Genomic DNA, 23,852 nt, shown 5'->3' with positions numbered 1-23,852 from the left:
AATTTCACGTCTGCGCCATTGTGAGGGCCGATTCCATGTCCACCGCCACGATGCGCGATACGCCCTGCTCCTGCATGGTCACGCCGATCAGTTGCTGCGCCATTTCCATGGCGATCTTGTTGTGGCTGATGAACAGGAATTGCGTGCCGCTGCTCATGCGGGCCACCAGTTTGGCATAGCGCTCGGTGTTGGCATCGTCCAGCGGCGCGTCCACCTCGTCCAGCAGACAGAACGGTGCGGGGTTGAGCTGGAAGATGGCGAACACCAGGGCAATCGCCGTCAGCGCCTTCTCCCCGCCCGAAAGCAGGTGGATGGTCTGGTTCTTCTTGCCCGGCGGCTGCGCCATGACCTGCACGCCGGCGTCCAGGATTTCGTCGCCGGTCATGATGAGCCGCGCCTGCCCGCCGCCGAACAGCTCGGGGAACATGCGCCCGAAGTGGTCGTTGACGGTGTTGAAAGTTCCCGAAAGCAGCTCGCGCGTCTGCGCGTCGATTTTCTGGATGGCCCCTTCCAGCGTGGTCATGGCCTGGGTCAGGTCCTGCACCTGGGCGTCCAGAAAGGTCTTGCGCTCGGTGGCCAGTTGCAATTCTTCCAGCGCGGCCAGGTTCACCGCCCCCAGGGCGGCGATGTCGCGGTGCAGGCGGTCGATGTCGGCCTGCAGGCCGTGCAGGCGCACGTTGCCTTCGGCAATCGACTGCGCCACGGCGGCCAGATCGGCCCCGGCTTCTTCCAGCTGCTGGGCGTACTGGCTGCTGCCCAGGCTGGCGGCCTGCTCGCGCAGCTGAAATTCGGTGATGCGCTGGCGCATCGGCTCCAGGTTGCGCTGAATCTGGCTGCGCAGTTCGTCGCTGGCACGCAGCTGCTGGGTCAGGCCGTCGTAGTCGCTGCGGCGCTGGGCCAGTTCCTGCTCGCGCTGCATTTTCAAGTCCAGCGCGTCCTGCAGGCCGCCTTGCGCGGCGGCATCGCTCAGGCGCTCGGCCTCGGCATGGGCGCGTTGTTCTTCCTGCGCCAGGTCGCGGGCCTGCTGTTCGGCGGTTTGCAGGGTGCGCTGCAGTTCGGCCTGCCGCGCTTGCAGGCTGCGTTCGCCAAACTGCGCTTCCTGCGCCTGGCGCTCCAGGCGACGCAGTTGCTCGCGGCTCTCGTTCAGGCGCTGCTGGGCGGCGATGGCGTGGTCTTCCTCCTGCGCGTGCTGCTCCTGCGCCTGGGCCAGTTGCCAATCCAGTTCCTCGAAGCGGCCTTCGGCCTCGGCACTGCGCTCTTGCAACTCGTCCAGCAAAGCGCGGACTTCATCGCTGTCGGCCTGCAATTGCTGGCTGCGGCTGCTGGCCTGCTCGGCCTGCTGTTGCAGGCGCAGCCACTGCACCTGGCTGTCGTGCGCGGCCTGCCGGGCCTGCTGGGCCTCGCGGCGGGCGCCGATCAGGGCCGCTGATGCCTGGTGATAGGCATGGTCGGCCCGCGCCAAAGCGGTCTGGGCGTTTTCCACCAGCAGTTGCTGGGCCCGCAGGGCTTTGTCCAGTTGTTCGATTTCCTGGGCGCGGGCCAGCAGGCCGGACTGTTCGCTGTCCTGCGCGTAAAAAGCCACGCTGTGCGCGGTAACAGCATGGCCGCTGGCCACATAAATGCTCTGCCCGTCCGGCAACTGGCTGCGTCGGGCCAGGGCTTCGTCCAGGCTGGCTGCGGTCAGGCAACCGTGCAGCCAATGCGCCAGCACGGCTTTCAGGCCTTCGTCGCCGGTGCGAATTTTGTCGATCAGCCCCCCGGCCCGCGCCCCGGTCACGGCGGCGGCCTGGGCGGCAGAGTAAAAGGCCAGCCGCGCAGGCGGCGCGGCGGCAGGGCTGGCAAAGCCGCGCACCGTCTCCAGCCGGCCGATCTGCACGGCGTTCATGCGTTCGCGCAGGGCGGCTTCCACGGCATTTTCCCAGCCGGGTTCGACGGCGATGCGTGTCCACAGTGCGGGCAGGCCCTCCAAGCCCTGGGCGGTCAGCCAGGGCTGCAATTTGTCGTCGGCCTTGAGCTTTTCCTGCAAGGCTTGCAGCGCCTGCAAGCGGGCGGCCAGTTCGGCCTGCCGGGCGCTTTCGCTATTCACGGCCTGCTGGCTGCTGCGCCGCGCGTCTTCCAGGGCAGGCAAGCTGTCCTGCAACTCCTGGTGGGCGGCCTCGGCCAGTTCGGCGGCTTCCTGGGCGGCGGCGTACTGTTCCTGCTGGGCTTGCAGCTCGGCCGGGTCGGGCGCGGCCAGGGCCTGGCGCTCGGTGCGCAGGCGCTCCAGGCGGCTTTCCTGCTGGCGGCTTTGCTCTTGCAGGCTGCGCTGCTCGGCGGCCAGCACCTGAATGCGCTGCTGCACCTGCACCACCTGCTGGTGCCGGGCCTGGGCCTGCGCCTGGGCGCGTTGCACGGCATCTTCCAGCGCGGGCAGTTGCGCGGCCTGTTCTTCCACCTGGGCGGCCAGCAGCTCGGCCTGCTCCTGGGCATCGACGCCGCTGGCGGCCAGCTCTTCCAGCTCCAGCGCGGCGGTTTCCTGGCGCTCCTGCCACTGCCGGGTCTGCTCGGCCAGTTGCTGCAGGCGCTGGGCGATGCGCTGGCGGCCTTCGACCACGTAGCGGATTTCCGCCTCCAGCTTGCCGACTTCCGCCGTGGCCTCGTACAGGCGGCCCTGGGCCTGATTGACGGCATCGCCCGCCGCATAGTGCGCCTGGCGCTGCGTTTCCATGTCCGCTTCGATGTGGCGCAGCTGGGCCATGCCTTCTTCCAGGGCATTGACCGCCTCCAGCCCCTGGGCGCGGATGGCGGCCAGATCGCCCTCGGCGTCCTGCTTTTTCAAAAACCACAGCTGGTGCTGCTTGAGCGTGGCGCTGCTGTTCAGGGCGTGGTACCGGGCGGCCACCTCGGCCTGCTTTTCCAGCTTGTCCAGGTTGGCGCCCAGCTCGCGCAGGATGTCTTCGACGCGGGTAAGGTTTTCGTGCGTGTCGTGCAGGCGGTTCTGCGTTTCGCGCCGGCGCTCCTTGTATTTGGAAACGCCTGCCGCTTCTTCCAGGAACAGGCGCAGCTCTTCCGGACGGCTTTCGATGATGCGGCTGATGGTGCCCTGGCCGATGATGGCGTAGGCCCGTGGCCCCAGGCCGGTACCCAGGAACACGTCCTGCACGTCGCGGCGGCGCACCGGCTGGTTGTTGATGAAATAGCTGCTGCCGCCATCGCGGGTCAGCACGCGCTTGACGGCGATCTCGGTGAACTGGTTCCACTGCCCGCCGGCGCGGTGGTCGTGGTTGTCGAAGCTCAGTTCCACGCTGGCCCGGCTGGCCGGTTTGCGCTGGGTGGTGCCGTTGAAGATCACGTCCTGCATGGACTCGCCACGCAGCTCGCTGGCCTTGGATTCGCCCAGCACCCAGCGCACGGCGTCCATGATGTTCGACTTGCCGCAGCCGTTCGGCCCCACCACACCCACCAACTGCCCCGGCAACATGAAGTTCGTAGGCTCGGCAAACGATTTGAAGCCGGAGAGCTTGATGGACTGAAGGCGCACGGCGAAAAGAAAACGGAGATTGGGCCGCCCCCACTGGGGAAAACCACAGGCAAAGGGGCAAATGATACAGCCCCTGGCCGCCTGCACGCGGCAATCTGCCGTTTTTTATTTTGATTCAAACAGGCGAAAAAAGCTTATCAACACTGCGCAGAAAGCTATATTTTTAAAAGTGCAAGCGCCTGCAACCACCACCCGCAGTGCGCTGGCCGCAATCCCCTCCTCTGCTGCAAAATGACCGCCTGCCTGCACCGATCCCCCCACAGGAGCGTCCCCATGCCACCGATCTGCCGCCTTCCCCTGTCCTGCCTCCTGGCCCTGGCTGCCTTTTCTGCCCACGCGGCAGACCAGTGGTCGAACGATTACGTCGTGCCGCCGCAAACACCGGCAGCCCGATCGGCCAGCACGCCCCAGCCAGCTCTGGCACAGCTGTGCCGTACCGGCAACCGCGTGGAAGCCCAGTCGGCGGGGCAATGGTATGAGGCCCGCATTCTCGGGGCAGACCCGCATTACCAGACTTGCGACGTCACCTACGTCGGCTTTGGCAAGCATTTCGACGAAACCATCAGCCTGCGCCGCGTGCGGCCCTACACCGGCAACGTGACCCCGCCCCCCAAACCGGCCAAGGGACAGAGCGAACACCGCCGCGACATCCCGGCCGGCACTGCGCCCATTTGCAGCTCCATCCCCCGCAGCGACGGCATGGGCAATACCAGCTATTGCTACTGACCCGCGCCGGGCAAGGGGGGTTGCAGGTACGCTTGCTGCTCGCGCACCACGTCTTTCAGGAAACGCCACACCGCCTGGATGCGGGGCACGGCCTTGGCTTCTTCGGGCACGCTCATCCAGAAGGTGCGGGTAAACCGGGCCTGCTCGGGCAGCACCCGCGCCAGGGTGGGGTCGCGGTCGGCCATGAAGGCGGGCAGCACCGCCAGCCCCACCCCGGCCCGCACGGCCTCGTACTGCGCCGCGATGCTGGTGCTGCGAAACACGAAACGGGCAGGCCGGTAGAGCTGCGCCAGCAGTTGCAATTCCTTGGAAAACAGCAAGTCGTCCACGTAATGCACGAACTGGTGGTGGCGCAGATCGTCGCTGCTGCGCACCAGGGGGCGGCGGGCCAGGTACTGGCGCTCGCCGTACAAATACAGGTGGTAGTCGGTGAGCTTGCTCACCACCACCGAGCCGCGCTTGGGCCGCTCCAGCGAGATCACGATGTCGGCCTCGCGGCGGCTGAGGTGCAGCAGGCGCGGCAGGGCCAGCAGGTCGATCGACAGCTGCGGATAGCGCACCGCCAGCAGCGCCAGCTGGCGCGACAGCAGCACCGTGCCCAGCCCCTCGGTCACGCCCACGCGCACCAGTCCGGCCGGGTGGGCCTCGTCGGCCCCATCGGGCAGAGCGACCTGCTCGACGCCGCGCACGGCCTTTTCCATGGCCTGCACGGCAGGCAGCAGTTGCTGGCCCGCTTGCGTGAGTGTCAGCCCCCCCTTCTGCCGCACAAACAGCGTCTGGCCCATGATTTTTTCCAGCGCCTGCAAGCGCCGCGCCACCGTGGTGTGTTCCACGCCCAGCATCCGCGCCGCGCCCGCCAGGGAGCCGGCTTGTGCCAGGGCGGCAAAAAAAACGTAAGTGATCCCAATCCATGGGACGGCAGTTTAACTGTGCTTTTTTGCAGATGAAAACTGCATAAACAGGTATTGCCCTATCAAATTTGCACATTACCATGGGGAGCAGTCCGACTAAAGACCGGCCTCTTTTTCTTACCAGGAGACATCCCCCCATGAGCATCCCTACCGTCAAGCTGCTGATCAACGGCGAATTTGTTGAATCGAAAACCACCCAGTGGCGCGATGTGGTCAACCCCGCCACGCAGGAAGTGCTGGCCCGCGTGCCCTTTGCCACGCAGGACGAGATCAACGCCGCCGTGGCTGCCGCCAAGGAAGCTTTCAAGACCTGGAAGAAAACCCCCATCGGCGCCCGCGCCCGCGTCTTCCTGAAGCTGCAACAGCTCATCCGCGAAAACATGGGCGAACTGGCCGCCCTGCTGACCGCCGAACAGGGCAAGACCCTGCCGGATGCCGAAGGCGACGTTTTCCGTGGCCTGGAGGTGGTGGAACATGCCGCCAGCATCGGCAACCTGCAACTGGGCGAGCTGGCCAACAACGTGGCCAACGGGGTGGATACCTATTCGGTGCTGCAACCCCTGGGCGTGTGCGCAGGCATCACCCCGTTCAACTTCCCGGCCATGATTCCGCTGTGGATGTTCCCCATGGCCATTGCCACCGGCAACACCTTCGTGCTGAAACCTTCCGAGCAAGACCCCATGGTCACCATGCGCCTGTGCGAGCTGGCGCTGCAAGCAGGCGTTCCTGCCGGGGTGCTGAACGTGATTCACGGCGGTGAAGATGCCGTGAACGCCATTTGCGACCACAAGGACATCAAGGCCATCAGCTTCGTCGGCTCCACCCACGTCGGCACCCATGTCTACAACCGCGCCAGCCTGAACGGCAAGCGCGTGCAGTGCATGATGGGCGCGAAGAACCACGCCATCGTGCTGCCCGATGCCAACAAAGAGCAGACCCTCAACGCCATCGCTGGCGCCTCCTTCGGCGCAGCCGGCCAGCGTTGCATGGCACTGCCCGTGGTCATGCTGGTGGGCGAAGCCCAAAAATGGCTGCCCGACCTGATCGAGAAGGCCAAATCCCTCAAGATCAGCGGCGGCACCGAGCCGGGCACCGATCTTGGCCCCGTCATCTCGTGCAGCGCCCTGAACCGCATCGAAGGCCTGATCGAACGCGGCATTGCCGACGGCGCCAAGCTGGTACTCGATGGCCGCAAGCCCACCGTGCCCGGCTACGAAAAGGGCAACTTCGTCGGCCCGACCATCTTCAGCGGCGTGAAACCCGGCATGAGCGTCTATGACCAGGAAATCTTCGGCCCCGTGCTGTGCGTGGTCGAAGCCGCCACGCTGGACGAAGCCATCGCCTTCATCAACGACAACCCCAACGGCAACGGCACCGCCATCTTCACCCAGTCGGGCGGCGCAGCACGCAAGTTCCAGGAAGAGATCGACGTCGGCCAGGTCGGCATCAACGTGCCCGTGCCCGTGCCCGTGCCGCTGTTCTCCTTCACCGGCAGCCGCGCCTCCAAACTGGGCGACCTCGGCCCCTACGGCAAGCAGGTCGTACTGTTCTACACGCAGACCAAGACCGTCACCGCCCGCTGGTTTGACGACAGCACCCTGGGCCAGGGCGTGAACACCACCATCAGCCTGAAATAAGCACCCTGCGGCCAGCCTTGCTGGCCGTTTTTGCTTCAAACCGTTGTTTTGGCTTATCAGGCAAGCGCAAACAGCTATCAAAATTACAAGGAAAGGAGACCGACATGGACTTTGAACTGAGCGAAGACCAACGCGCCTTTGCCGATACCGCGCGGCAGTTCGCCCAGGCCGAGCTGGCCCCCCATGCCGCCGAGTGGGATGCCCAGGGCATCTTCCCCGTGGACGCCATCGCCAAGGCGGGCGAGCTGGGCTTTTGCGGCCTGTACGCGCCCGAGTGCATCGGCGGCCTGCAACTGCCCCGGCTGGATGCCACCCTGGTGTTCGAGGAACTGGCCGCCGTCGACCCCTCCACCACCGCCTTCATCACCATCCACAACATGGCGACCTGGATGCTGGGCACCTGGGCCACCGACGCCGTGCGGGCCGAATGGGGCGAGGCATTGACCAGCGGGCAGAAACTTGCCAGCTACTGCCTGACCGAACCGGGCAGCGGCTCGGACGCGGCCAGCATCAAGACCCGGGCGGAACTGGTCGGCAACGAATACGTCATCAACGGCAGCAAAGCCTTCATCAGCGGCGCCGGCAGCACCGACGTGCTGGTGCTGATGGCCCGCACGGGCGATGCCAGCTCGGGCGCCTCCGGCATCAGCGCCTTTGCCGTGCCCGCCCACATCCCCGGCATCACCTACGGCAAGAAGGAAGAAAAAATGGGCTGGAACAGCCAGCCCACGCGCGTCATCAATTTCGACAACGTGCGCATCCCCGCCAACCACCTGCTGGGCCGCGAGGGCGAGGGTTTCAAAATTGCCATGAAAGGGCTGGACGGCGGGCGCATCAACATCGCCACCTGCTCGGTCGGCGCAGCGCAAGGGGCACTGACCCACGCGCAGCGCTACATGCAGGAGCGCAAGCAGTTCGGCAAACCGCTGGCCGCCTTCCAGGCGCTGCAATTCAAGCTGGCCGACATGGCCACCGAACTGGTCGCCGCACGGCACATGGTGCGGCTGGCTGCCAGCAAGCTGGACGCAGGCGCACCGGACGCCAGCACCTACTGCGCCATGGCCAAGCGCTTTGCCACCGATGCAGGCTTTGGCGTGGTCAACGACGCGCTGCAACTGCACGGCGGCTACGGCTACATCCGCGAATACCCGCTGGAGCGCCTGCTGCGCGACGCCCGTGTCCACCAGATTCTGGAAGGCACGAACGAGATCATGCGCGTCATCATCGGACGGCGGATGCTGGACGGCGATGCGCCGGACGTGATTCGCTGACTTTCACAAAGAATAGCTTCTACCGCTTGATTCATAAGGATTTCAGTAATAAAACACTCTGAAATCCATATATATCAACCGGAAACAGCTATTTAAAAACAAGTATTTCTTCCACCACCACAGGAGACACCACCATGCAAATCGGATTCATCGGCCTGGGCAACATGGGCGGCCCCATGGCCATCAACCTCGCCAAAGCCGGGCACAGCGTCAAGGCTTTCGACCTGAGCCAGGAGGCCATCGCCAAAGTCGTCGCCGCCGGGGGCCAGGCCGCCGGCAGCGCACAGGATGCCGCACAGGGCGCAGAAGTCATCGTCACCATGCTGCCCGCCAGCCAGCACGTCGAAGGACTGTTCCTGGGCCGCGACGGCCAAAACGGCCTGCTGGCCAGCATCGCCAAAGGGGCGCTGGTCATCGACAGCTCCACCATCGCCGCCGCCACCAGCCAGAAAGTGGCCCAGGCGGCCCAGGCCGCAGGCATCGCCTTCATCGACGCCCCCGTCTCCGGCGGCACCGGCGGGGCCATTGCCGGCACCCTCACCTTCATGGTCGGTGGCAGCGAAGCCGACCTGGAACGCGCCCGTCCGCTACTGGAAAAAATGGGCAAGAACATCTTCCACGCCGGCGCCGTCGGCGCAGGCCAGACCGCCAAAATCTGCAACAACATGCTGCTGGGCATCCTGATGGCCGGCACCTCCGAGGCCATCGCCCTGGGCGTGGCCAACGGCCTCGACCCCAAGGTGCTGAGTGAAATCATGCGCCGCAGCTCCGGCGGCAACTGGGCGCTGGAGGTCTACAACCCCTACCCCGGCGTACAGGAAGCCAGCGCCGCCACGCGCGGCTACACCGGCGGCTTCGGCACCGACCTGATGCTCAAAGACCTGGGCCTGGCCCAGGAACACGCCACCGCCGTGAAAGCCAGCACCCCCCTGGGCGGCCTGGCCCGCGCCCTCTACGCCGCACACAGCCTGGGCGGGCATGGCGGGGAGGACTTCTCCAGCATCATCAAGATGCTGCAAAAACAGGGGTAAGCCGCCTGCGGCGAACACCGCCGCCAAAACCAGCCTTTAAAAATGGGCGCTGCAACAGGGGTTGCAGCGCTTTTTCTTTTCCAGTTATGCAATTAAATCTTCTTGATGAAGAAAATCAAAAAATTTATCTAAAATTTCTTTGTCTCGCTCATTGATTTCATTTTCCCCAAAGTGTGACTTGGAGGCAATTTCTATGACTTCAACAATACAACTTGGCTCCTTGTAAGAACCACGTCGTTGCTTTCCAATATAAATTTCTTTTTTATCTTCAAATTTATAATCAGATGCTCGAATATTAATGGCTGCCTCTAGCAATACTTTATTTCCCAACGACTCCAAAGCAGCTTCATTCGCAAGCCCTTGTTCTATTTGTTGACGTTTCTTTGAGTAAATATGCTCAAGGTGCAAAGCATCCGTCAAATGAAGAATTTTTTGATTTTCAAATGTATATGCATACCAAGTCAACATGGAACGCGTGATGTTTCTTTGATTGGTAAATGAATAATTCTCGAATGCAGTACGGGCTTGGGCAAGGTTTAATTTATATTTCCCAAACGTCACTTCCTGGTCATTGACAATGTTTACCATTTCATCATAGACCGGTGTACGCAATGCGTTTACACCGGGGTTGGTAATAGCCCAGCAGAATATGAATGCCGTTATTTTGCTTAAAAAAGCACAAAATTCTTTATCACTCAACAAACCATCCTTGTTTTTATTTTTCAGAAAATAAACAGAAGTAATATTCTGCCACATGCTATTAGGCGCATAGTTCAAGACAAAAAATTGCTTAAGAACTTCATCGGAGAATTTATTTTTATCTTGTTCGGCAATACTTTTCCAGAATAACGCCAATGCCTTCAATTCATCCAAAGCATGTGGCTGCTTCAGGTATTTGTATTTTTCTTTTTCATAAAATTTGCGCAAAGCCTCTGTTGTGGAACTTTTATTCCCTTCTTTCGCCCGCAGAAAATACATGTAGCGCGAAAACAACTCATCCATGGCTGTCCCAGAGAGTGAATTAAAAACGGAATCCGTTATTTCCTCTAAATTCTTCCACTCTGAAATAAAATCATCTTTTTGCCCAATCGCACTGTAATATTTATAAAATTGCGCCTTGAATATATCTGCATCAGATAATGGCAACCCGCGATCATTGAGCGTTGAAAAAATGCGTAATGCCGTATCCTGTGATTCTGCCTCGATAGGCAGCAAGATACAGTTACCCAAAATCCTGGCTGGTAAATATGGAAAGAAACTAGGAAATTTCTGTAAAAAACTATCTATTTTCTCTTGGAAAAATCTATAATTCATTACATACTGGCTTTTTGCAGTTTTATTCTTATCTCCTATCCGCAACAACTCCAAAAACTCTTGTTTATCGCCATCCGTAGCAACTTCAGAATCAATCTTTAAAATATCTTTATTGGCTGTACCAAAAGCATCCGTTTTCCAAATACATTTTTCAATTCGATCACGGGTCAAAATCGAATTTGTATCCTTCATATTTGCGAATTTATCATAAAAAGCCCGTAACAAAAGCATCAACGTCGTCAACCGTTGCTGGCCATCAATGACTTCGGACTTGGCTTTTTCATTCTTAAATGTAACAATAGAACCGAGAAAATATTCTTCATCCTCATCAAATGCTTGATAATTATTATCCGGGAAGCAAAATGAAAAAATATCATCCCATAAAGTTTGGCATTGTTCTTCATTCCAGGCATATGGCCGTTGATAATCTGGTATCAAAAAATCAGCCTTTTTATCCGAAAACAAATCATTAATTGTTTTTTGATCCACATTAAGTTTTGACATTCAAACTCTTTCTTTAAAAAAATACTGCCGTAATCAAAACCTCATCCCCTTGGGGATAAGACTCACCGCGCCCGCAGCTCCAGCGCATCGCCGCGCATCAGTACGTCGAACTGGCGCAGAAAGTTCTGGCCCAGCAGGGCATCCTGCTCGCTCTTGCCGGTGTAGCCGGTGCCCACCGTGAGGTTGTCCACTGCCAATGGCCCGGCCGTAATGCGCTCGGCACGCACCAGCCGCCCCATGCGTGTGCCGTTGGCGGTAGCAAATTGCACCGCTTCACCGCCGTGCAGTCCGGCGCGTTCGGCCAGGGCATCGGTCACGGCGATGTAGGTGGCCCCGGTATCCACCATGAAGCGCACCGGCTGGCCGTTGATGCTGCCATCGACATAGAAATGCCCATCCCGGTGCCGCTCGATCTGCAGGCTGCCGCTGCTGGTGACCACGGCGGCCGAGGGTTGCAGATAGCGCTCCATGCCCAGGTACAGCAGGCCCAGCACCGCCACCCAGAAGATGGCAATGCCAGCGTGCATACGCCATACCGCATGGCGGGTGGTCTGGCTGGGTGTGTTCATAGATGGCACCTTTGCTTGGATTTGTGGGTCGGCGCATTATCCATACCGGCTTCTCGCACCACAAAAAAACAGGCGCTGCGGTTTCCCGCAGCGCCTGTTTGGGGGTTCAGCACATCAGATCAGATATGCAGCGCCTGCCCCAGCGCTTTGAGCGCCGCTTCCTGCACCGCTTCGCCCAAAGTCGGGTGGGCGTGGATGGTGTGGGCCACGTCTTCCAGGCGGGCGCCCATTTCCAGGGATTGGGCAAAAGCCGTCACCAGTTCGGCCACGCCCTGGCCGACGGCTTGCCAGCCGAGGATGAGGTGGTCGCTCTTGCGGGCGACGACGCGCACGAAGCCGCCGGTGGCTTCCAGCGTCATGGCCCGGCCATTGGCCGCGAAGGGGAAGGTGGCGGTAATGGCTTCCACGCCCGCAGCTTCCGCCTGCGGCGGGGTCTGGCCGACGACAACGACTTCGGGGTCGGTAAAGCACACGGCAGGAATGGCCATGGGGTCGAAACGCCGGTTCTTGCCCGCGATCTGCTCGGCCACGCACTCGCCCTGCGCCATGGCGCGGTGGGCCAGCATGGGCTCGCCCGTCACGTCGCCGATGGCCCAGACGTTGCGCATGGAGGTACGGCAATGGTCGTCCACCGCCACAAAGCGCCCGGCCATGTCCAGTTGCAGCCCTTCCAGGCCGAAGCCCTGGGTGCGCGGGCGGCGGCCCACGGCGACCAGCACGCGCTCGGCCGGCAGGGCGAACTCGTCGGCCCGGGCATTGCGCACATGCACGCCCTGCTGGGCGTCGTAGCCGGCCACGCTGCAACCCAGGTGCAGCACCACGCCGCTGCGCTTGAGCGCTTCCAGCACGGGCTGGGTCAGCTCTTCGTCATAGCTGGGCAGCACGCGCTGGGCGGCTTCGACCACGGTGACTTCCACGCCCAGCTTGCGGTAGGCCATGCCCAGCTCCAGGCCGATGTAGCCCGCGCCGACGACGACCAGCCGCTTGGGCAGCACGTCGGGCGAGAGCGCATCGGTGGACGACCAGATGGCCCCGCCGTTTCCGCCAAAAGGCATGGAAGGCAGCGGCACCGGCTCGGAACCCGTGGCCAGCAGCAGATGCTCGCAATGCACGCGCACCGGCTCGCTGCCGTCGTGCGGAGTAATGAGGGCGGTTTTGCCATCCTCGATCTGCGCCCAACCGCGCTGCACCTGCACGCCGGCCTTGCGCAGCAGCGCCCCGACGCCGCCGGACAGGCGAGCGACGATGCCATCCTTCCAGCGCACGGTTTGCTGGATGTCGATCTGCGGATTGACCACCTTGATGCCCAGGGGCGAGGTGCCCGCGCCGAACTGGCGGGCGTGCTCGAACTCCTGCGCCGCATGGATCAGTGCCTTGGACGGGATGCAGCCGATGTTCAGGCACGTGCCGCCCAGGCTGGCGCCTTCGGCCAGCACGGTGGGGATGCCCAGTTGCCCGGCGCGGATGGCGGCCACGTAGCCGCCGGGGCCGCCGCCGATGACGAGCAGTTTGGTGGAAATTTCTTTCATATTCTTACCCTCCCGGTTAATCGACAAACAGCAGTGCCGGGGTTTCCAGCAGGGCGCGGATGGCCTGGATGAATTGCGCCGCATCCATGCCATCGACCACGCGGTGGTCGAAGGACGAGGACAAGTTCATCAGTTGCCGTGCCACGACCTGGCCGTTTTTCAGCATGGGGCGCTCGACCATGCGGTTCACGCCGACGATGGCCACTTCCGGGTGGTTGATCACCGGGGTGCTGACGATGCCGCCCAGCGCCCCCAGGCTGGTCAGGGTGATGGTGGAGCCGGTCAGCTCCTCGCGCGGCAGCTTGCCGGTTTTCGCGCCATCGGCCACGCGGGCGATGCCGGCAGCGCTGGCCCACAGATCCAGGCTTTCGGCATGGCGCAGCACGGGCACCATCAGGCCGCCGTCGGTCTGCGCGGCAACGCCCAGGTGGACGGCTTCAAAGCGCGTGACCACCCCGGCATCGTCGTCGTAGCGCGCGTTGATCTGCGGAAACTGGCGCAGCGCCAGCACCATCGCGCGGGCCAAAAACGGCAGCAGCGTGAGCTTGCCGCGCGTGGCGCCGTGCAGCTTGTTGAGCTGCTGGCGCAGCGCCTCCAGCTCGGTCACATCCACTTCCTCGACATAGCTGAAGTGCGGAATGCGGCGCTTGGCCTCCTGCATCTTCTGCGCGATCTTGCGGCGCAGGCCGATGACGGGAATGGCTTCCTCGCCGTGGCGCTCCACATACTGCGGATGGCCACCAACGATCTGGCCGTGGCCGGCGGCAAAGGCGTCCAGATCGGCGTGGGAGATCTGCCCGGCCGGGCCGCTGCCATGCACCAGGCGCAAGTCCACCCCCATGTCCAGGGCGCGGCGGCGCACCGAGGGCGAGGCCAGCGGGCGCTCGCCTTCCTTGCGGGCCTGGGCCGCAGGGGCACGGGCCACAGAACGATTGGGCGGTGTCGATTGCTTTTTAGGAGCTTGTTCCGCTGGTTTTACAGGGTTTTCAGAATGTTTTACCTCTGATTTAACCTCTGGTTGAGCAGTAGCAGCTACTGTTTGTGCAGCATGTGCAGGGGCCGTTGCAACCGGTGCAGCCGTTGCTGCGTCTTCCTTCACATTGCCTTCGCCCTCGACTTCCAGGCGTATCAGCTCTGCACCGACCGAAATCATCTGCCCCACGGCGGCGCCCAGGGCAATCACCTTGCCGTGAACGTGGCAGGGGATTTCCACCGTGGCCTTGTCGGTCATGACATCGGCCACGGGCTGGTCTTCCTTGACGCTCTCACCCAGCGCCACATGCCAGGCCACCAGTTCCACCTCGGCAATGCCCTCGCCAATATCGGGCACGCGAATGACGTAAATACCCATTTTTATGCCTCCACTGCGCGTTGCAAGGCCGCACCCACGCGGGCGGGGCCAGGGAAATAAGCCCACTCCTGGGCGTGCGGATAGGGGGTATCCCACCCGGTCACACGCTCGATCGGGGCTTCCAGGTGGTAGAAGCAATGCTCTTGCACCAGGGCCACCAGCTCGGCGCCAAAGCCGCTGGTGCGCGTGGCCTCATGCACCACCACGCAGCGGCCGGTTTTCTTGACCGATTCGACGATGGTGTCCAGGTCCAGCGGCCACAGGCTGCGCAGGTCGATCACCTCGGCATCGATGCCGGTTTCGCGGGCGGCGCACTCGGCCACCCAGACCATGGTGCCGTAGGCCAGCACGGTGACCGCCTTGCCGGGGCGGAAGATGGCCGCCTTGTCCAGCGGCACGGTGTAATAGCCTTCGGGCACCTTGCCCAGCTCGTGCTTGTTCCAGGGCTGCACAGGCCGGTCGTGGTGGCCGTCGAACGGGCCGTTATAGAGACGCTTGGGTTCCAGGAAGATCACCGGGTCGTCGCACTCCATCGCGGCAATCAGCAGCCCCTTGGCGTCGATCGGATTGCTGGGCATGACGGTGCGCAGGCCGCTCACGTGGGTGAACACGGCCTCGGGGCTTTGGCTGTGCGTTTGCCCGCCGTAGATACCGCCGCCGCAAGGCATGCGGATGGTGATGGGCGCAAAAAAGTCGCCTGCCGAACGGTGGCGCAAACGGGCCAGCTCGGAGACGATCTGGTCGTACGCCGGGTACACGTAGTCGGCAAACTGGATTTCCACCGCCGGGCGCAGGCCGTAGGCGGCCATGCCGATGGCGGTGCCGACGATGCCGGCCTCAGAGATTGGCGCATCGAAGCAGCGCGTTTTGCCGTATTTTTTCTGTAGCCCCTCGGTCACGCGGAACACGCCGCCGAAGTAGCCCACGTCCTCGCCGTAGACGATGACGTTGTCGTCCTTGGCCATCATCACGTCCAGACCCGAGCGCAGCGCCTGGATCATGGTCATGGAAGAAGCCGCCTGCGCCTCTTGCGGGGCGGCGGCATTGCTGGTCATTTCGCTCATGGCTTACACCCCCATCTGCTGGCGCTGCCGGCGCAGATGCTCCGGCATTTCTTTGTAGACATCGTCAAAAATGGTCGCGGCGCTGGGCACGCGGCCATCGAGCAGGCTGCCGTAGCTCTCGGCCTCTTTCTGCGCCGCCAGCACTTCGGCTTCCAGCTCCTGCTGGGCCTGCTGGTGCTGCTCCTCGCTCCACTCGCCAATCACGATGAGGTGTTGCTTCAGGCGCTCGATCGGGTCGCCCAGGGGGAAGTGCTTCCAGTCGTCCGCCGGGCGGTACTTGCTCGGGTCGTCCGAAGTGGAATGCGGCCCGGCGCGGTAGGTTTCCCACTCGATCAGCGTCGGGCCGTTATTCGTGCGGGCACGCTCTGCCGCCCATTGCGAGGCGGCGTACACGGCCAGGAAGTCGTTGCCATCCACGCGCAGCGAGGCAATGCCCACGCCCACGCCGCGCTGGGCAAAGGTGGTGCCCTCGCCCCCGGCAATCGACTGGAAGCTGGAGATGGCCCACTGGTTGTTCACCACGTTCACGATGACGGGCGCCTTGTACACGTGGGCAAAGGTCAGCGCGGTGTGGAAGTCCGACTCGGCCGTGGAACCGTCGCCGATCCAGGCCGAGGCGATCTTGGTATCGCCCTTGATGGCCGAGGCCATGGCCCAGCCCACCGCCTGGGGCACCTGGGTGGCCAGGTTGCCGGAGATCGAGAAAAACCCGGCCCGTTTGTACGAATACATCACCGGCAGCTGGCGGCCCTTGTTCGGGTCGCGCACGTTGCTCATGAGCTGGCACATCAGCTCGACCATGGAAATGTCGTCGCGCGAGAGCAGCAGCCCCTGCTGGCGGTAGGTGGGAAAGTGCATGTCCCCCTCCTGCAGCGCCTGCGCCTGCGCCACCGTAATGGCTTCTTCCCCCAGGCACTGCATGTAGAACGACAGCTTTTTCTGGCGCTGGGCCAGCACCATGCGGGCATCGAAGATGCGCGTCTTCATCATGGCACGCAGGCCACGGCGCAAGCGCTCGGGATGGATGGCCGGGGCCCAGGGGCCTTGCGCCTTGCCATCGTCGTCCAGCACTCGCACCAGACTGGTCGCCAGATCGGCAGTGTCTGCAGCGGGGGTATCGGTGGGGGGTTTGCGGGTGACGCCTGCTGGCGAAACCATGAGGTAGGAAAAATCGGTTTTTCCGCCCGGTCTGCCGGTAGGCTCGGGCACGTGCAGCCGTAACGCTGTCATAGGTTGAATCTCCTTGCACGGGTTACGTGCGTTTGAATAGCCACCAAAGCACGGCACTTGTGGCACAGCACTTTGGCAATACTGGCCACGCCAGTGGCGATGATTGTCAATAAAAACCACTGGTAATGGCTATCTGGTTTCCCCTGAGTTGCCAAACTGCACAATTACCATTGCACGATCGCAGTTTTTAAACAAAATCGGCGCCGAACCCTTATCCACCAAGCGCTAACAGCTCTACTTCTTAACAACCAACCCCGAGACAAACCATGAACGCCGCTGCTCCCCTGCCCACTTTTGCCGCCATGCCCGATGCGCAAGGCTTCTTCGGCCCCTACGGCGGCCAGCTCGTGCCCCCGCATTTGAAGCAGGCCATGGACGCCATCAACGCGGCCTACGCCGAAATCACCCAGCGCCAGGATTTCCAGGACGAGCTGGCGCAACTGTTTGCCGACTACGTGGGCCGGCCCAGCCCCATCTTTCACGCCAAGCGCCTGTCGCAGCAGCTGGGCGGGGCGCAAATCCACCTGAAGCGCGAAGACCTCAACCACACCGGGGCGCACAAAATCAACCACTGCCTGGGCGAGGCGCTGCTGGCCAAATTCATGGGCAAGAAAAAGGTGATCGCCGAAACCGGCGCCGGCCAGCACGGCGTGGCCCTGGCTACGGCCTGCGCCCTGGTGGGCATTCCCTGCGAAATCCACATGGGCCAGGTCGATATCGAGAAAGAACACCCCAACGTCACCAAGATGCGCATCCTGGGCTGCAAGCTGGTGCCCGTGACGCGCGGCGCGGCCACGCTCAAGGAAGCGGTGGACAGCGCGTTCGAGGAATACCTCTCCAACCCCACGGACTACATCTACGCCATCGGCTCGGTGGTCGGCCCCCACCCCTTCCCGATGATGGTGCGCGACTTCCAGAGCATCATCGGGCGCGAGGCCCGCGAGCAATTCCAGGCCCGGCATGGCCGCCTGCCCGATTACGTCACCGCCTGCGTGGGCGGCGGCAGCAACGCCATCGGCATGTTCACCGCCTTCCTGAACGACGCCAGCGTCAAGCTGGTGGGGGTGGAGCCTGCCGGCGAAGGCACGAACAAGGCTGGCCGCCACGCCGCCACCCTGACCATGGGCAAGCCCGGCGAAATCCACGGCATGAAGTGCTACGTGCTGGAAGAGGCGCCCGGCGTGCCCGCTGCCGTACACAGCATCGCCTCGGGCCTGGACTACCCCGGCATCGGCCCGCAGCACAGCTACCTGAAAGACCTGGGCCGCGTGCAATACGAAACGGCGGACGACCAGGAAACGCTCAACGCCTTCATGCAGCTGTCGCGCGTGGAAGGCATCATCCCCGCGCTGGAAAGCGCCCACGCCGTGGCCTGGGCCATGCGCGTGGCGCCAACGCTGCCCGCCGATTGCCACATCCTGGTGAACCTCTCGGGCCGGGGAGATAAAGACGCCGACTACGTGGCAGAAAAGCTGGGGCTGTAAACCACACTGCCGTCTGCCGGCCACCCCGGGCCGCTGCTGGCGGCCCGATGGCATCGGCAGGTCAGCAGCACACGGACAGCACCTGCGCGGGCTGCTCGCTCAGGCTGACGTAGACATGGCCGATGCCGCTGTCGAAATACGCCGCCTCGTGCCGGGCCAGTTCGATGGACTGGCCGTTTTCAAACAGGATGCGCACGGCGCCCTCCAGCACCATCACGAACTCCTGGCCCGGGTGGCGGATAGTTTCGGCAAAGTCGGCGGCCTCGCGGGCGTGGATCACGGCCATCAGCGGCTGCATCTTCTTGGCCGGATACGCGCCGCACAGCACGCTGTAGGCATATTGCCCGGTTTCGTAGTGCTGCACGTCGGCAAAGCGGTCCTTGACCACCGTGGGCCGCTCCCCGGCGGCGGCGACAGGCGCATCGCCGACCATGAACAGCCGGGTCAGGTCGATCTCCAGCGCGTTGCCCAGCTTGAGCATTTTTTCGTAGCTCAAGGCGATCTGTCCGCGCTCGGCCTTGGAGATGGTGGACACGGCCAACCCGCTCTGGGCGGCCAGCTGCTGCAAGGTCAGCCCCTGCGCCTTGCGGGCGCGGCGCAGCTTGGCGCCCACCTCGCACTTGCCCACCGGCTGTGCTTCCTCCCCCCCTGCCGCAGCCACGCCCGGCAATACTGCAGCCAGTATTTGTTCAGGGGTCAGCGTGGCGGGCAGGTCAGACATCACAGGGCGGCTCATGGGCAACTTATGGGCGAAAAGGGCACGGGGCAAAGGCGGCCATTTTCGCAGTTTCGGCCCCCTATTTGGCCGTCCTGCCCATGCGCAGCCAGCCGATGAAGGCACACCCCATCAGCGCAAAGCCGATGTAGCCGTAGATGGGATAGACCACCCCCACCAGGGTGATGAAGCCGACGAAGCTGCCACCCAGCGCGGCCGCACCCGCCACCCCGCTGCCCCAGCGAAAGCGGGGTGTATTGGCCGGCAAAATGCGGGCCATGAAGGCATACAGCATGCCGACGGCAGTGTTCAAAATCATGCCGAAGATGACCAGCGACATCAGGTGCCCCAGCCAGGGCGAGATTTGCGTCGCCAGGGCCAGCATGGGCATGGGCACGCCGCCCAGGGTGTCCATGCGCCAATACATGGCAGCGGCAATCGCCAGCATCAACAGTCCCAGCAGCAGGCCGCCAAGCACCCCGCCCCACAGCGCCGTGCGGCGCGAGCTGGCCTGCCCGCCCATGATCACCAGGAACGGCATCCCGGCGACCACGTTGTAGGACACGTACAGGAATGCGGCCACCAGCCAATGGCTGGCCCCCTTGGCCTGCTGCGTCGCGGCTGCCTCCAGCGCCACGGCATCGGCGTGGGGCGTGGCAAGCACGTAGGCGGCAACGACCACCGTCATCAGCATCAGCAGCGGGGTGACGGCCCCGATGAACGCGATCACGCGGCCCACGTCCAGGGAAACGATGAGTACGGTTGCCACCGTGGCCAGAACGCTGCCCCAGACCACCGGCAGGCCCAGCCACTGTTGCAGCAAGGCCCCCGCACCGGCCAGCATCACCACCGTGATGGCGAACAGGAAGAAGGTGATCAACACGTCGAACACCCAGCCCAGGTGCCGCCCCAGCAGGGCCTGCACCACTTCCTTGTGCGAACTGGCCCGCATTGTCTGGCCCATGGTGGAAAACACCATCGACAGGAACACGAAGGCCAGCCCGGCCACCAACGCGCCCCACAGGCCGACGCGGCCAAAAGCCGCGAAGAACTGCAGCAGCTCCTGCCCCGAGGCAAAGCCCGCCCCGACGATGACGCCGACGAAAGCCCCGGCGATCTTGCTCACTTCCTTGAATGCACGCATTTTCTGTCTCCTGATTTATCTCTTTGACCGACCTGATGCCAGCGGCTGCGGCATCAGCCCTGCCCTCCCGCCAGCCGCGCCGGACTGAGCCGGGCCGGCTCCACGCCCTGCGCCACCAGTTCCGGCGGCAGCGGCTGGCCCAGCAGCAAGGCACTGGCCGTGGCCGATGCCCCGGCGGCCGTCTGGATGCCGTAACCGCCCTGCCCGGCCAGCCAGAAAAAGCCCGGGCAGCCGCTGTCCCAGCCGATGACGAAATCACCGTCGGGCGCAAAGCTGCGCAGCCCTGCCCAGACGTGGCTGGGGCGGCGTATGCGCAGGTTGCTCCATTCCTCGATGTGGTAGATGCCGGTGGCCACGTCCAGCTCCTCGGCCACCACGTCGTGCGGCGGCACGGGGTCGGCATTGGCCGGCGACCCCAGCAACTGGCCTGCGTCGGGCTTGAAATAAAAGCTCTCGTCCACCCCGATGACCGCCGGCCAGGACTGGATGGACACCCCCTGCGGCGGCGCAAAGGTGAACGCCGTGCGCCGCTTGGGCTGAATGCCCAGCGGGCGCACGCCGCACATATCGGCCACGGTATCGGCCCAGGCTCCGGCGGCATTCACCACGGCACGGCCCCGCACCTGGCTGCCATCGCGCAGGCCCAGCACCCAGAGCGACTGCCCTTCCTCCCCGACCTCCCTGCGGGCCTGGAGCAGCGCGGCATTGCAGCGCAGGCTGGCCCCGGCCTGGACCATGCCGCGCAAAAAGCCCTGGTGCAGCTCGGCCACGTCGATGTCCATCGCATCCAGGTCATGCACCGCGCCCACCAGTTCCTCTGCCTTCAGGCAGGGCACCAGGGCCAGCGCCTCGTCCGCACTGATGCGCCGGGCACGCAGCCCCTCGGCCTGGTAGGTGGCCAGCGCCTGGTCCAGCAGCGCCTCTTGTCCGGCCCGCGCCACGTACAGCGTGCCGCGCGGCTGCACCAGGGCGTGGCGGCAAAAACCGGCGGGCGGCTCCAGGTAAAAGGCCCGGCTGGCGCGTGTCAGGGCACGGATTTGCGGCGTGCCATAACTTTCCATAAACAGCGCCGCCGACCGGCCCGTGCTGTGGTAGCCGGGCTGGGCCTCGCCCTCCAGCACCAGCACCGATGCCCCGGCCTGCGCCAGCCGGTAGGCCACCGACGCCCCGGCCATGCCGGCGCCCACTACGACAAAATCCCAAATGTCCTGCTGCATACCCACTCCAAAAATTTTCCGATAAGAAAATTATCCGATAGGAAAATTTTTCGGCAAGCCTTCAGGAATTGGGGTTTGTACCAAGCCAGGCCGCGTTACAAGGCTGCAACGCCGGCATCACCTCAGCTTCCGCCGCATCCAGTGGCGGTAGCGCCGGTTCTTCAGGCGGTTGTCCCACTCTTGTTCCAGCAACGCCAGGCCAGGGTGTACCTGCGGATTGGCGACCCGTCCCAGGCTCAGGCGGTGCAACTGGTGCTTGACCATCGCCATGTACGCCACCGAGGCCAGCACCTTGTTCTTGAACGTGATGGGCCGCAGCGCAGGCGCAATGGCCGGGTCGCTGCGCCACACCTGGGGCAAGCGCGGCTCGACGGCCAGCGCGGTCGCCATACCCACCAGGGCAATGCCGCTGTCCACCACCTGCGCGGCCACCGGATAACGGCGGATGCCGCCCGTCACCATCAGCGGCATCTGCGCCACGGCGGCGATGTCCCGGGCAAATTCCAGAAAGTAGGCTTCCCGCGCCAGGGTACGCCCGTCGCGGGCCTGGCCGTGCATGGCAGGGGCTTCGTAGCTGCCGCCGGACAGTTCGACCACATCCACGCCCAGCGGGTTGAGCAGCGCCACCACCTGCCGGGCATCGTCGGCGCTGAAGCCGCCACGCTGGAAGTCCGCCGAATTGAGCTTGACGGCCACCGCAAATCCCGGCTGCACTGCGGCCCGCACGCCCTGCACGATCTCCACCAGCAGCCGCGCCCGGTTGGCCAGCGTGCCGCCCCAGGCATCCCGGCGCTGGTTGGTCAGGGGCGACAGAAACTGACTGAGCAGATAGCCATGCGCCGCGTGAATCTGCACTCCGGTAAAGCCGAACTTTTCCGCCAGCAGCGCCGAGCGGACAAAGCGCTCCTTCACCGCCTGGATGTCCGCCTCGGTCATCTCCCGGGGCAGGGCGAACTGCTTGGAGAAATTGCCCAACTCCAGCGCCACGGCCGAAGGCGCCCAGGTTTCCTGCCCCAGCCCCGCCGGCATCTGCCGCCCCGGGTGGTTGAGCTGCACCCACGCCTGCGCCCCCTGAGAACGTGCAGCCTGCGCCCAGGCGGCAAAGCGCTCGCCAAACACGTCCGACTCCAGCACCACCCCGCCCGGCCCGGTCATGGCGCGGCGATCGACCATCACGTTGCCGGTAATGAGCAGGCCCGCCCCGCCCTCCGCCCAGGTGCGGTACAGCCGGATCAGCGCGAGCGAAGGCGCATGGTCGGCATCCGCCATGTTTTCCTCCATGGCAGCTTTCGCCAAGCGATTGGGAAGGACCGCCCCGTTGGGCAAGGTCAGCGGTGAAAAAGGGGTGGGCCATGCCAGATCGTGCGCCATGCAATCCTCCAATAATGTTTGCGATAGGCACACGATAAGATTGAACTTAACTTGAAGGTCAAGCGGTTTTTGCACTTTTTATTTGCCAGCCTCTGGGCACCGGCACCCCAGACAAGAAAATGCCCACGGACTCAACACACAGGAGCGACCCCATGGCGCATGACACCCGCAACTGGTTCGACCAAGGGGGCGCGGCCTACGCCCGTTTCCGCCCCGAATACCCGCCAGAGCTGGCCCGCTGGCTGGCCGCCCAGGCGCCCAATACCGCCCTGGCGGTGGACGTAGGCTGCGGCAACGGCCAGCTGACCGCCCAGTTGGCCGAACACTTCCAGCAGGTACTCGGCCTTGACCCCAGCCGCGAACAGATCGCCCACGCCAACGCCCATCCGCGCGTGGCCTATGCCTGCGCCCCGGCAGAACACTTGCCCGTTGCCCCGGGCAGCGCCAGCCTGATCACCGCCGCCCAGGCCGCGCACTGGTTCGACCTGCCGCGCTTCTACGCCGAAGCCCGCCGCATCGGCCAAAGCGGCGCGGTGCTGGCCCTGGTCAGCTACGGCGTGCTGCGCCTGGACGACGATGCGCTGCACGCACGCTTCCAGCACTTCTACACGCAGGAGATCGGCCCCTACTGGCCCGCCGAACGCAAGCGGGTGGACAGCGGCTACGCCGACCTGCCCTTTCCTTTCCGGGAGCAGGCTGCCCCCGCGCTGGAAATCCGCAAAGAGTGGGATTTGCCCGCGCTGCTGGGCTATGTCTCCACCTGGTCGGCCGTGCGCCAGGCCCGCGAGGCCGGGCGCGAAAACCTGCTGCACCACTTCGCCGCCGACCTTGCTGAACTTTGGGGCAACCCGGCCTGCCACCGTGCCATCGCTTGGCCCATCCACCTTCGCTGGAGCATTCTGTGAACCACATCACGCTCCCCACTTTGCAGCTCGGGTTTGCACCACGCCAAACAGATGTTCGTCAGCGCCGCAGTGACAAAATAAAAATAGAGCTTCTTCCGCTAAAAAATAAACGATTTATGAAATAAAAACACCTGAAATCATTTGTCTGTCAGCGGAAAAAGCTATCAAAAAGGAAACACCGCCAGACTTTACAGCCTGTACGGTGTTTCTGTGGGACAAGTGTCAGTCGGTGCTTAGATGTTCAGTCCCGGCATTTGATGGATAGGATTGATCGTGAAGCGTTCGGGCTCATCTGTCCACTGCTTGCAGATGAATTCGTAAGGTGTCAGGCCCTTGAGCGTCTTGAGTCGGCGGCCGAA

At 63.4% G+C, this 23,852-nt stretch carries 17 protein-coding genes and 2 pseudogenes; 6 read left to right on the top strand and 13 right to left on the bottom strand.

Annotation, left to right across the window (positions count from 1 at the left end):
- Nucleotides 1-4: 4 nt before the first annotated feature.
- Complete coding sequence (gene smc, locus ACFO3A_RS09905) at nt 5-3,520, bottom strand: chromosome segregation protein SMC (protein ID WP_377725992.1); 3,516 nt, start codon at nt 3,518-3,520, stop codon at nt 5-7.
- 273 nt (nt 3,521-3,793) lie between these two features.
- Here smc and ACFO3A_RS09900 point away from each other — a divergent pair, with 273 nt between their 5' ends.
- Nucleotides 3,794-4,246: an MBT domain-containing protein gene (locus ACFO3A_RS09900; protein ID WP_377725991.1), complete on the top strand. Its 453-nt coding sequence runs from the start codon at nt 3,794-3,796 to the stop codon at nt 4,244-4,246.
- Here ACFO3A_RS09900 and ACFO3A_RS09895 read toward each other — a convergent pair.
- Nucleotides 4,240-5,158: pseudogene (locus tag ACFO3A_RS09895) on the bottom strand (LysR family transcriptional regulator). The gene ACFO3A_RS09900 and the pseudogene ACFO3A_RS09895 overlap by 7 nt on opposite strands.
- 136 nt (nt 5,159-5,294) lie before the next feature.
- Here ACFO3A_RS09895 and ACFO3A_RS09890 point away from each other — a divergent pair.
- From ACFO3A_RS09890 to mmsB, 3 genes are all read left to right on the top strand, one after another.
- Complete coding sequence (locus ACFO3A_RS09890) at nt 5,295-6,794, top strand: CoA-acylating methylmalonate-semialdehyde dehydrogenase (protein WP_377725990.1); 1,500 nt, start codon at nt 5,295-5,297, stop codon at nt 6,792-6,794.
- Between the two features lie 104 nt (nt 6,795-6,898).
- Complete coding sequence (locus ACFO3A_RS09885; RefSeq protein ID WP_377725988.1) at nt 6,899-8,065, top strand: acyl-CoA dehydrogenase family protein; 1,167 nt, start codon at nt 6,899-6,901, stop codon at nt 8,063-8,065.
- A gap of 134 nt (nt 8,066-8,199) precedes the next feature.
- The gene (gene mmsB / locus ACFO3A_RS09880) at nt 8,200-9,096 is read left to right on the top strand and encodes a 3-hydroxyisobutyrate dehydrogenase (RefSeq protein ID WP_377725987.1); all 897 of its coding nucleotides are present in this window, start codon (nt 8,200-8,202) and stop codon (nt 9,094-9,096) included.
- 84 nt (nt 9,097-9,180) lie between these two features.
- Here mmsB and ACFO3A_RS09875 read toward each other — a convergent pair whose 3' ends face one another.
- The 6 genes from ACFO3A_RS09875 to ACFO3A_RS09850 all read right to left on the bottom strand — a co-directional run bounded on the left by ACFO3A_RS09875 (nt 9,181) and on the right by ACFO3A_RS09850 (nt 16,657).
- A complete protein-coding gene (locus ACFO3A_RS09875) occupies nt 9,181-10,914 on the bottom strand; it encodes a DUF262 domain-containing protein (RefSeq protein ID WP_377725985.1) in 1,734 nt (577 codons plus the stop codon).
- Nucleotides 10,915-10,976: 62 nt separating this feature from the next.
- On the bottom strand, nt 10,977-11,483 hold the full coding sequence (locus ACFO3A_RS09870) for a retropepsin-like aspartic protease family protein (protein WP_377725983.1): 507 nt from the start codon (nt 11,481-11,483) through the stop codon (nt 10,977-10,979).
- A gap of 119 nt (nt 11,484-11,602) precedes the next feature.
- Nucleotides 11,603-13,012, bottom strand: coding sequence for a dihydrolipoyl dehydrogenase (gene lpdA / locus ACFO3A_RS09865; RefSeq protein WP_377725982.1), 1,410 nt, complete (start codon nt 13,010-13,012; stop codon nt 11,603-11,605).
- 16 nt (nt 13,013-13,028) lie between these two features.
- On the bottom strand, nt 13,029-14,363 hold the full coding sequence (locus tag ACFO3A_RS09860) for a dihydrolipoamide acetyltransferase family protein (RefSeq protein WP_377725980.1): 1,335 nt from the start codon (nt 14,361-14,363) through the stop codon (nt 13,029-13,031).
- A 2-nt stretch (nt 14,364-14,365) separates the two neighbouring features.
- Complete coding sequence (locus tag ACFO3A_RS09855) at nt 14,366-15,418, bottom strand: alpha-ketoacid dehydrogenase subunit beta (protein ID WP_377726218.1); 1,053 nt, start codon at nt 15,416-15,418, stop codon at nt 14,366-14,368.
- Between the two features lie 12 nt (nt 15,419-15,430).
- Nucleotides 15,431-16,657 carry a thiamine pyrophosphate-dependent enzyme gene (locus ACFO3A_RS09850; protein ID WP_377725979.1) on the bottom strand — a complete coding sequence of 409 codons (1,227 nt, stop codon included), beginning with the start codon at nt 16,655-16,657 and terminating at the stop codon, nt 15,431-15,433.
- Nucleotides 16,658-16,923: 266 nt separating this feature from the next.
- Between ACFO3A_RS09850 and trpB the strand changes: the two genes are divergently transcribed.
- Nucleotides 16,924-18,141 (top strand): tryptophan synthase subunit beta, encoded by a 1,218-nt coding sequence (gene trpB / locus ACFO3A_RS09845; RefSeq protein WP_377725977.1) that lies wholly within the window; start codon nt 16,924-16,926, stop codon nt 18,139-18,141.
- Between the two features lie 61 nt (nt 18,142-18,202).
- On the opposite strand, the gene ACFO3A_RS09840 is transcribed toward trpB, so the two are convergent.
- From ACFO3A_RS09840 to ACFO3A_RS09825, 4 genes are all read right to left on the bottom strand, one after another.
- Nucleotides 18,203-18,862, bottom strand: coding sequence for a helix-turn-helix domain-containing protein (locus ACFO3A_RS09840; RefSeq protein ID WP_377725975.1), 660 nt, complete (start codon nt 18,860-18,862; stop codon nt 18,203-18,205).
- Nucleotides 18,863-18,938: 76 nt separating this feature from the next.
- Nucleotides 18,939-20,000, bottom strand: coding sequence for a YkvI family membrane protein (locus tag ACFO3A_RS09835; RefSeq protein ID WP_377725974.1), 1,062 nt, complete (start codon nt 19,998-20,000; stop codon nt 18,939-18,941).
- A 53-nt stretch (nt 20,001-20,053) separates the two neighbouring features.
- Nucleotides 20,054-21,217: an NAD(P)/FAD-dependent oxidoreductase gene (locus tag ACFO3A_RS09830; protein ID WP_377725973.1), complete on the bottom strand. Its 1,164-nt coding sequence runs from the start codon at nt 21,215-21,217 to the stop codon at nt 20,054-20,056.
- A gap of 117 nt (nt 21,218-21,334) precedes the next feature.
- Nucleotides 21,335-22,588 (bottom strand): NADH:flavin oxidoreductase/NADH oxidase family protein, encoded by a 1,254-nt coding sequence (locus tag ACFO3A_RS09825; RefSeq protein ID WP_377725972.1) that lies wholly within the window; start codon nt 22,586-22,588, stop codon nt 21,335-21,337.
- Between the two features lie 152 nt (nt 22,589-22,740).
- On the opposite strand from ACFO3A_RS09825, the gene ACFO3A_RS09820 reads away from it, so the two are divergent.
- Nucleotides 22,741-23,493, top strand: coding sequence for a class I SAM-dependent methyltransferase (locus tag ACFO3A_RS09820; protein WP_377725971.1), 753 nt, complete (start codon nt 22,741-22,743; stop codon nt 23,491-23,493).
- 233 nt (nt 23,494-23,726) lie between these two features.
- Here ACFO3A_RS09820 and ACFO3A_RS09815 read toward each other — a convergent pair.
- A pseudogene (locus ACFO3A_RS09815) lies at nt 23,727-23,852 on the bottom strand (IS481 family transposase); the annotation flags it as partial.

It is taken from the genome of Comamonas nitrativorans (assembly GCF_042654765.1).
Taxonomy (GTDB): Bacteria; Pseudomonadota; Gammaproteobacteria; order Burkholderiales; family Burkholderiaceae_C; genus Comamonas; species Comamonas nitrativorans.
This window is presented reverse-complemented; position numbering and strand designations above follow the sequence as displayed.

Excerpts from the sequence above, each read along its gene's own strand:
- ACFO3A_RS09860 (WP_377725980.1), bottom strand. The coding sequence starts at position 14,363 with ATGGGTATTTACGTCATTCGCGTGCCCGATATTGGCGAGGGCATTGCC.
- ACFO3A_RS09855 (WP_377726218.1), bottom strand. The coding sequence starts at position 15,418 with ATGACCAGCAATGCCGCCGCCCCGCAAGAGGCGCAGGCGGCTTCTTCC.
- ACFO3A_RS09840 (WP_377725975.1), bottom strand. The coding sequence starts at position 18,862 with ATGTCTGACCTGCCCGCCACGCTGACCCCTGAACAAATACTGGCTGCA.
- ACFO3A_RS09885 (WP_377725988.1), top strand. The coding sequence starts at position 6,899 with ATGGACTTTGAACTGAGCGAAGACCAACGCGCCTTTGCCGATACCGCG.
- lpdA (WP_377725982.1), bottom strand. The coding sequence starts at position 13,012 with ATGAAAGAAATTTCCACCAAACTGCTCGTCATCGGCGGCGGCCCCGGC.
- ACFO3A_RS09820 (WP_377725971.1), top strand. The coding sequence starts at position 22,741 with ATGGCGCATGACACCCGCAACTGGTTCGACCAAGGGGGCGCGGCCTAC.
- ACFO3A_RS09875 (WP_377725985.1), bottom strand. The coding sequence starts at position 10,914 with ATGTCAAAACTTAATGTGGATCAAAAAACAATTAATGATTTGTTTTCG.
- ACFO3A_RS09835 (WP_377725974.1), bottom strand. The coding sequence starts at position 20,000 with ATGCGTGCATTCAAGGAAGTGAGCAAGATCGCCGGGGCTTTCGTCGGC.
- ACFO3A_RS09825 (WP_377725972.1), bottom strand. The coding sequence starts at position 22,588 with ATGGCGCACGATCTGGCATGGCCCACCCCTTTTTCACCGCTGACCTTG.
- mmsB (WP_377725987.1), top strand. The coding sequence starts at position 8,200 with ATGCAAATCGGATTCATCGGCCTGGGCAACATGGGCGGCCCCATGGCC.
- ACFO3A_RS09900 (WP_377725991.1), top strand. The coding sequence starts at position 3,794 with ATGCCACCGATCTGCCGCCTTCCCCTGTCCTGCCTCCTGGCCCTGGCT.
- ACFO3A_RS09850 (WP_377725979.1), bottom strand. The coding sequence starts at position 16,657 with ATGACAGCGTTACGGCTGCACGTGCCCGAGCCTACCGGCAGACCGGGC.
- ACFO3A_RS09830 (WP_377725973.1), bottom strand. The coding sequence starts at position 21,217 with ATGCAGCAGGACATTTGGGATTTTGTCGTAGTGGGCGCCGGCATGGCC.
- trpB (WP_377725977.1), top strand. The coding sequence starts at position 16,924 with ATGAACGCCGCTGCTCCCCTGCCCACTTTTGCCGCCATGCCCGATGCG.
- ACFO3A_RS09870 (WP_377725983.1), bottom strand. The coding sequence starts at position 11,483 with ATGAACACACCCAGCCAGACCACCCGCCATGCGGTATGGCGTATGCAC.
- ACFO3A_RS09890 (WP_377725990.1), top strand. The coding sequence starts at position 5,295 with ATGAGCATCCCTACCGTCAAGCTGCTGATCAACGGCGAATTTGTTGAA.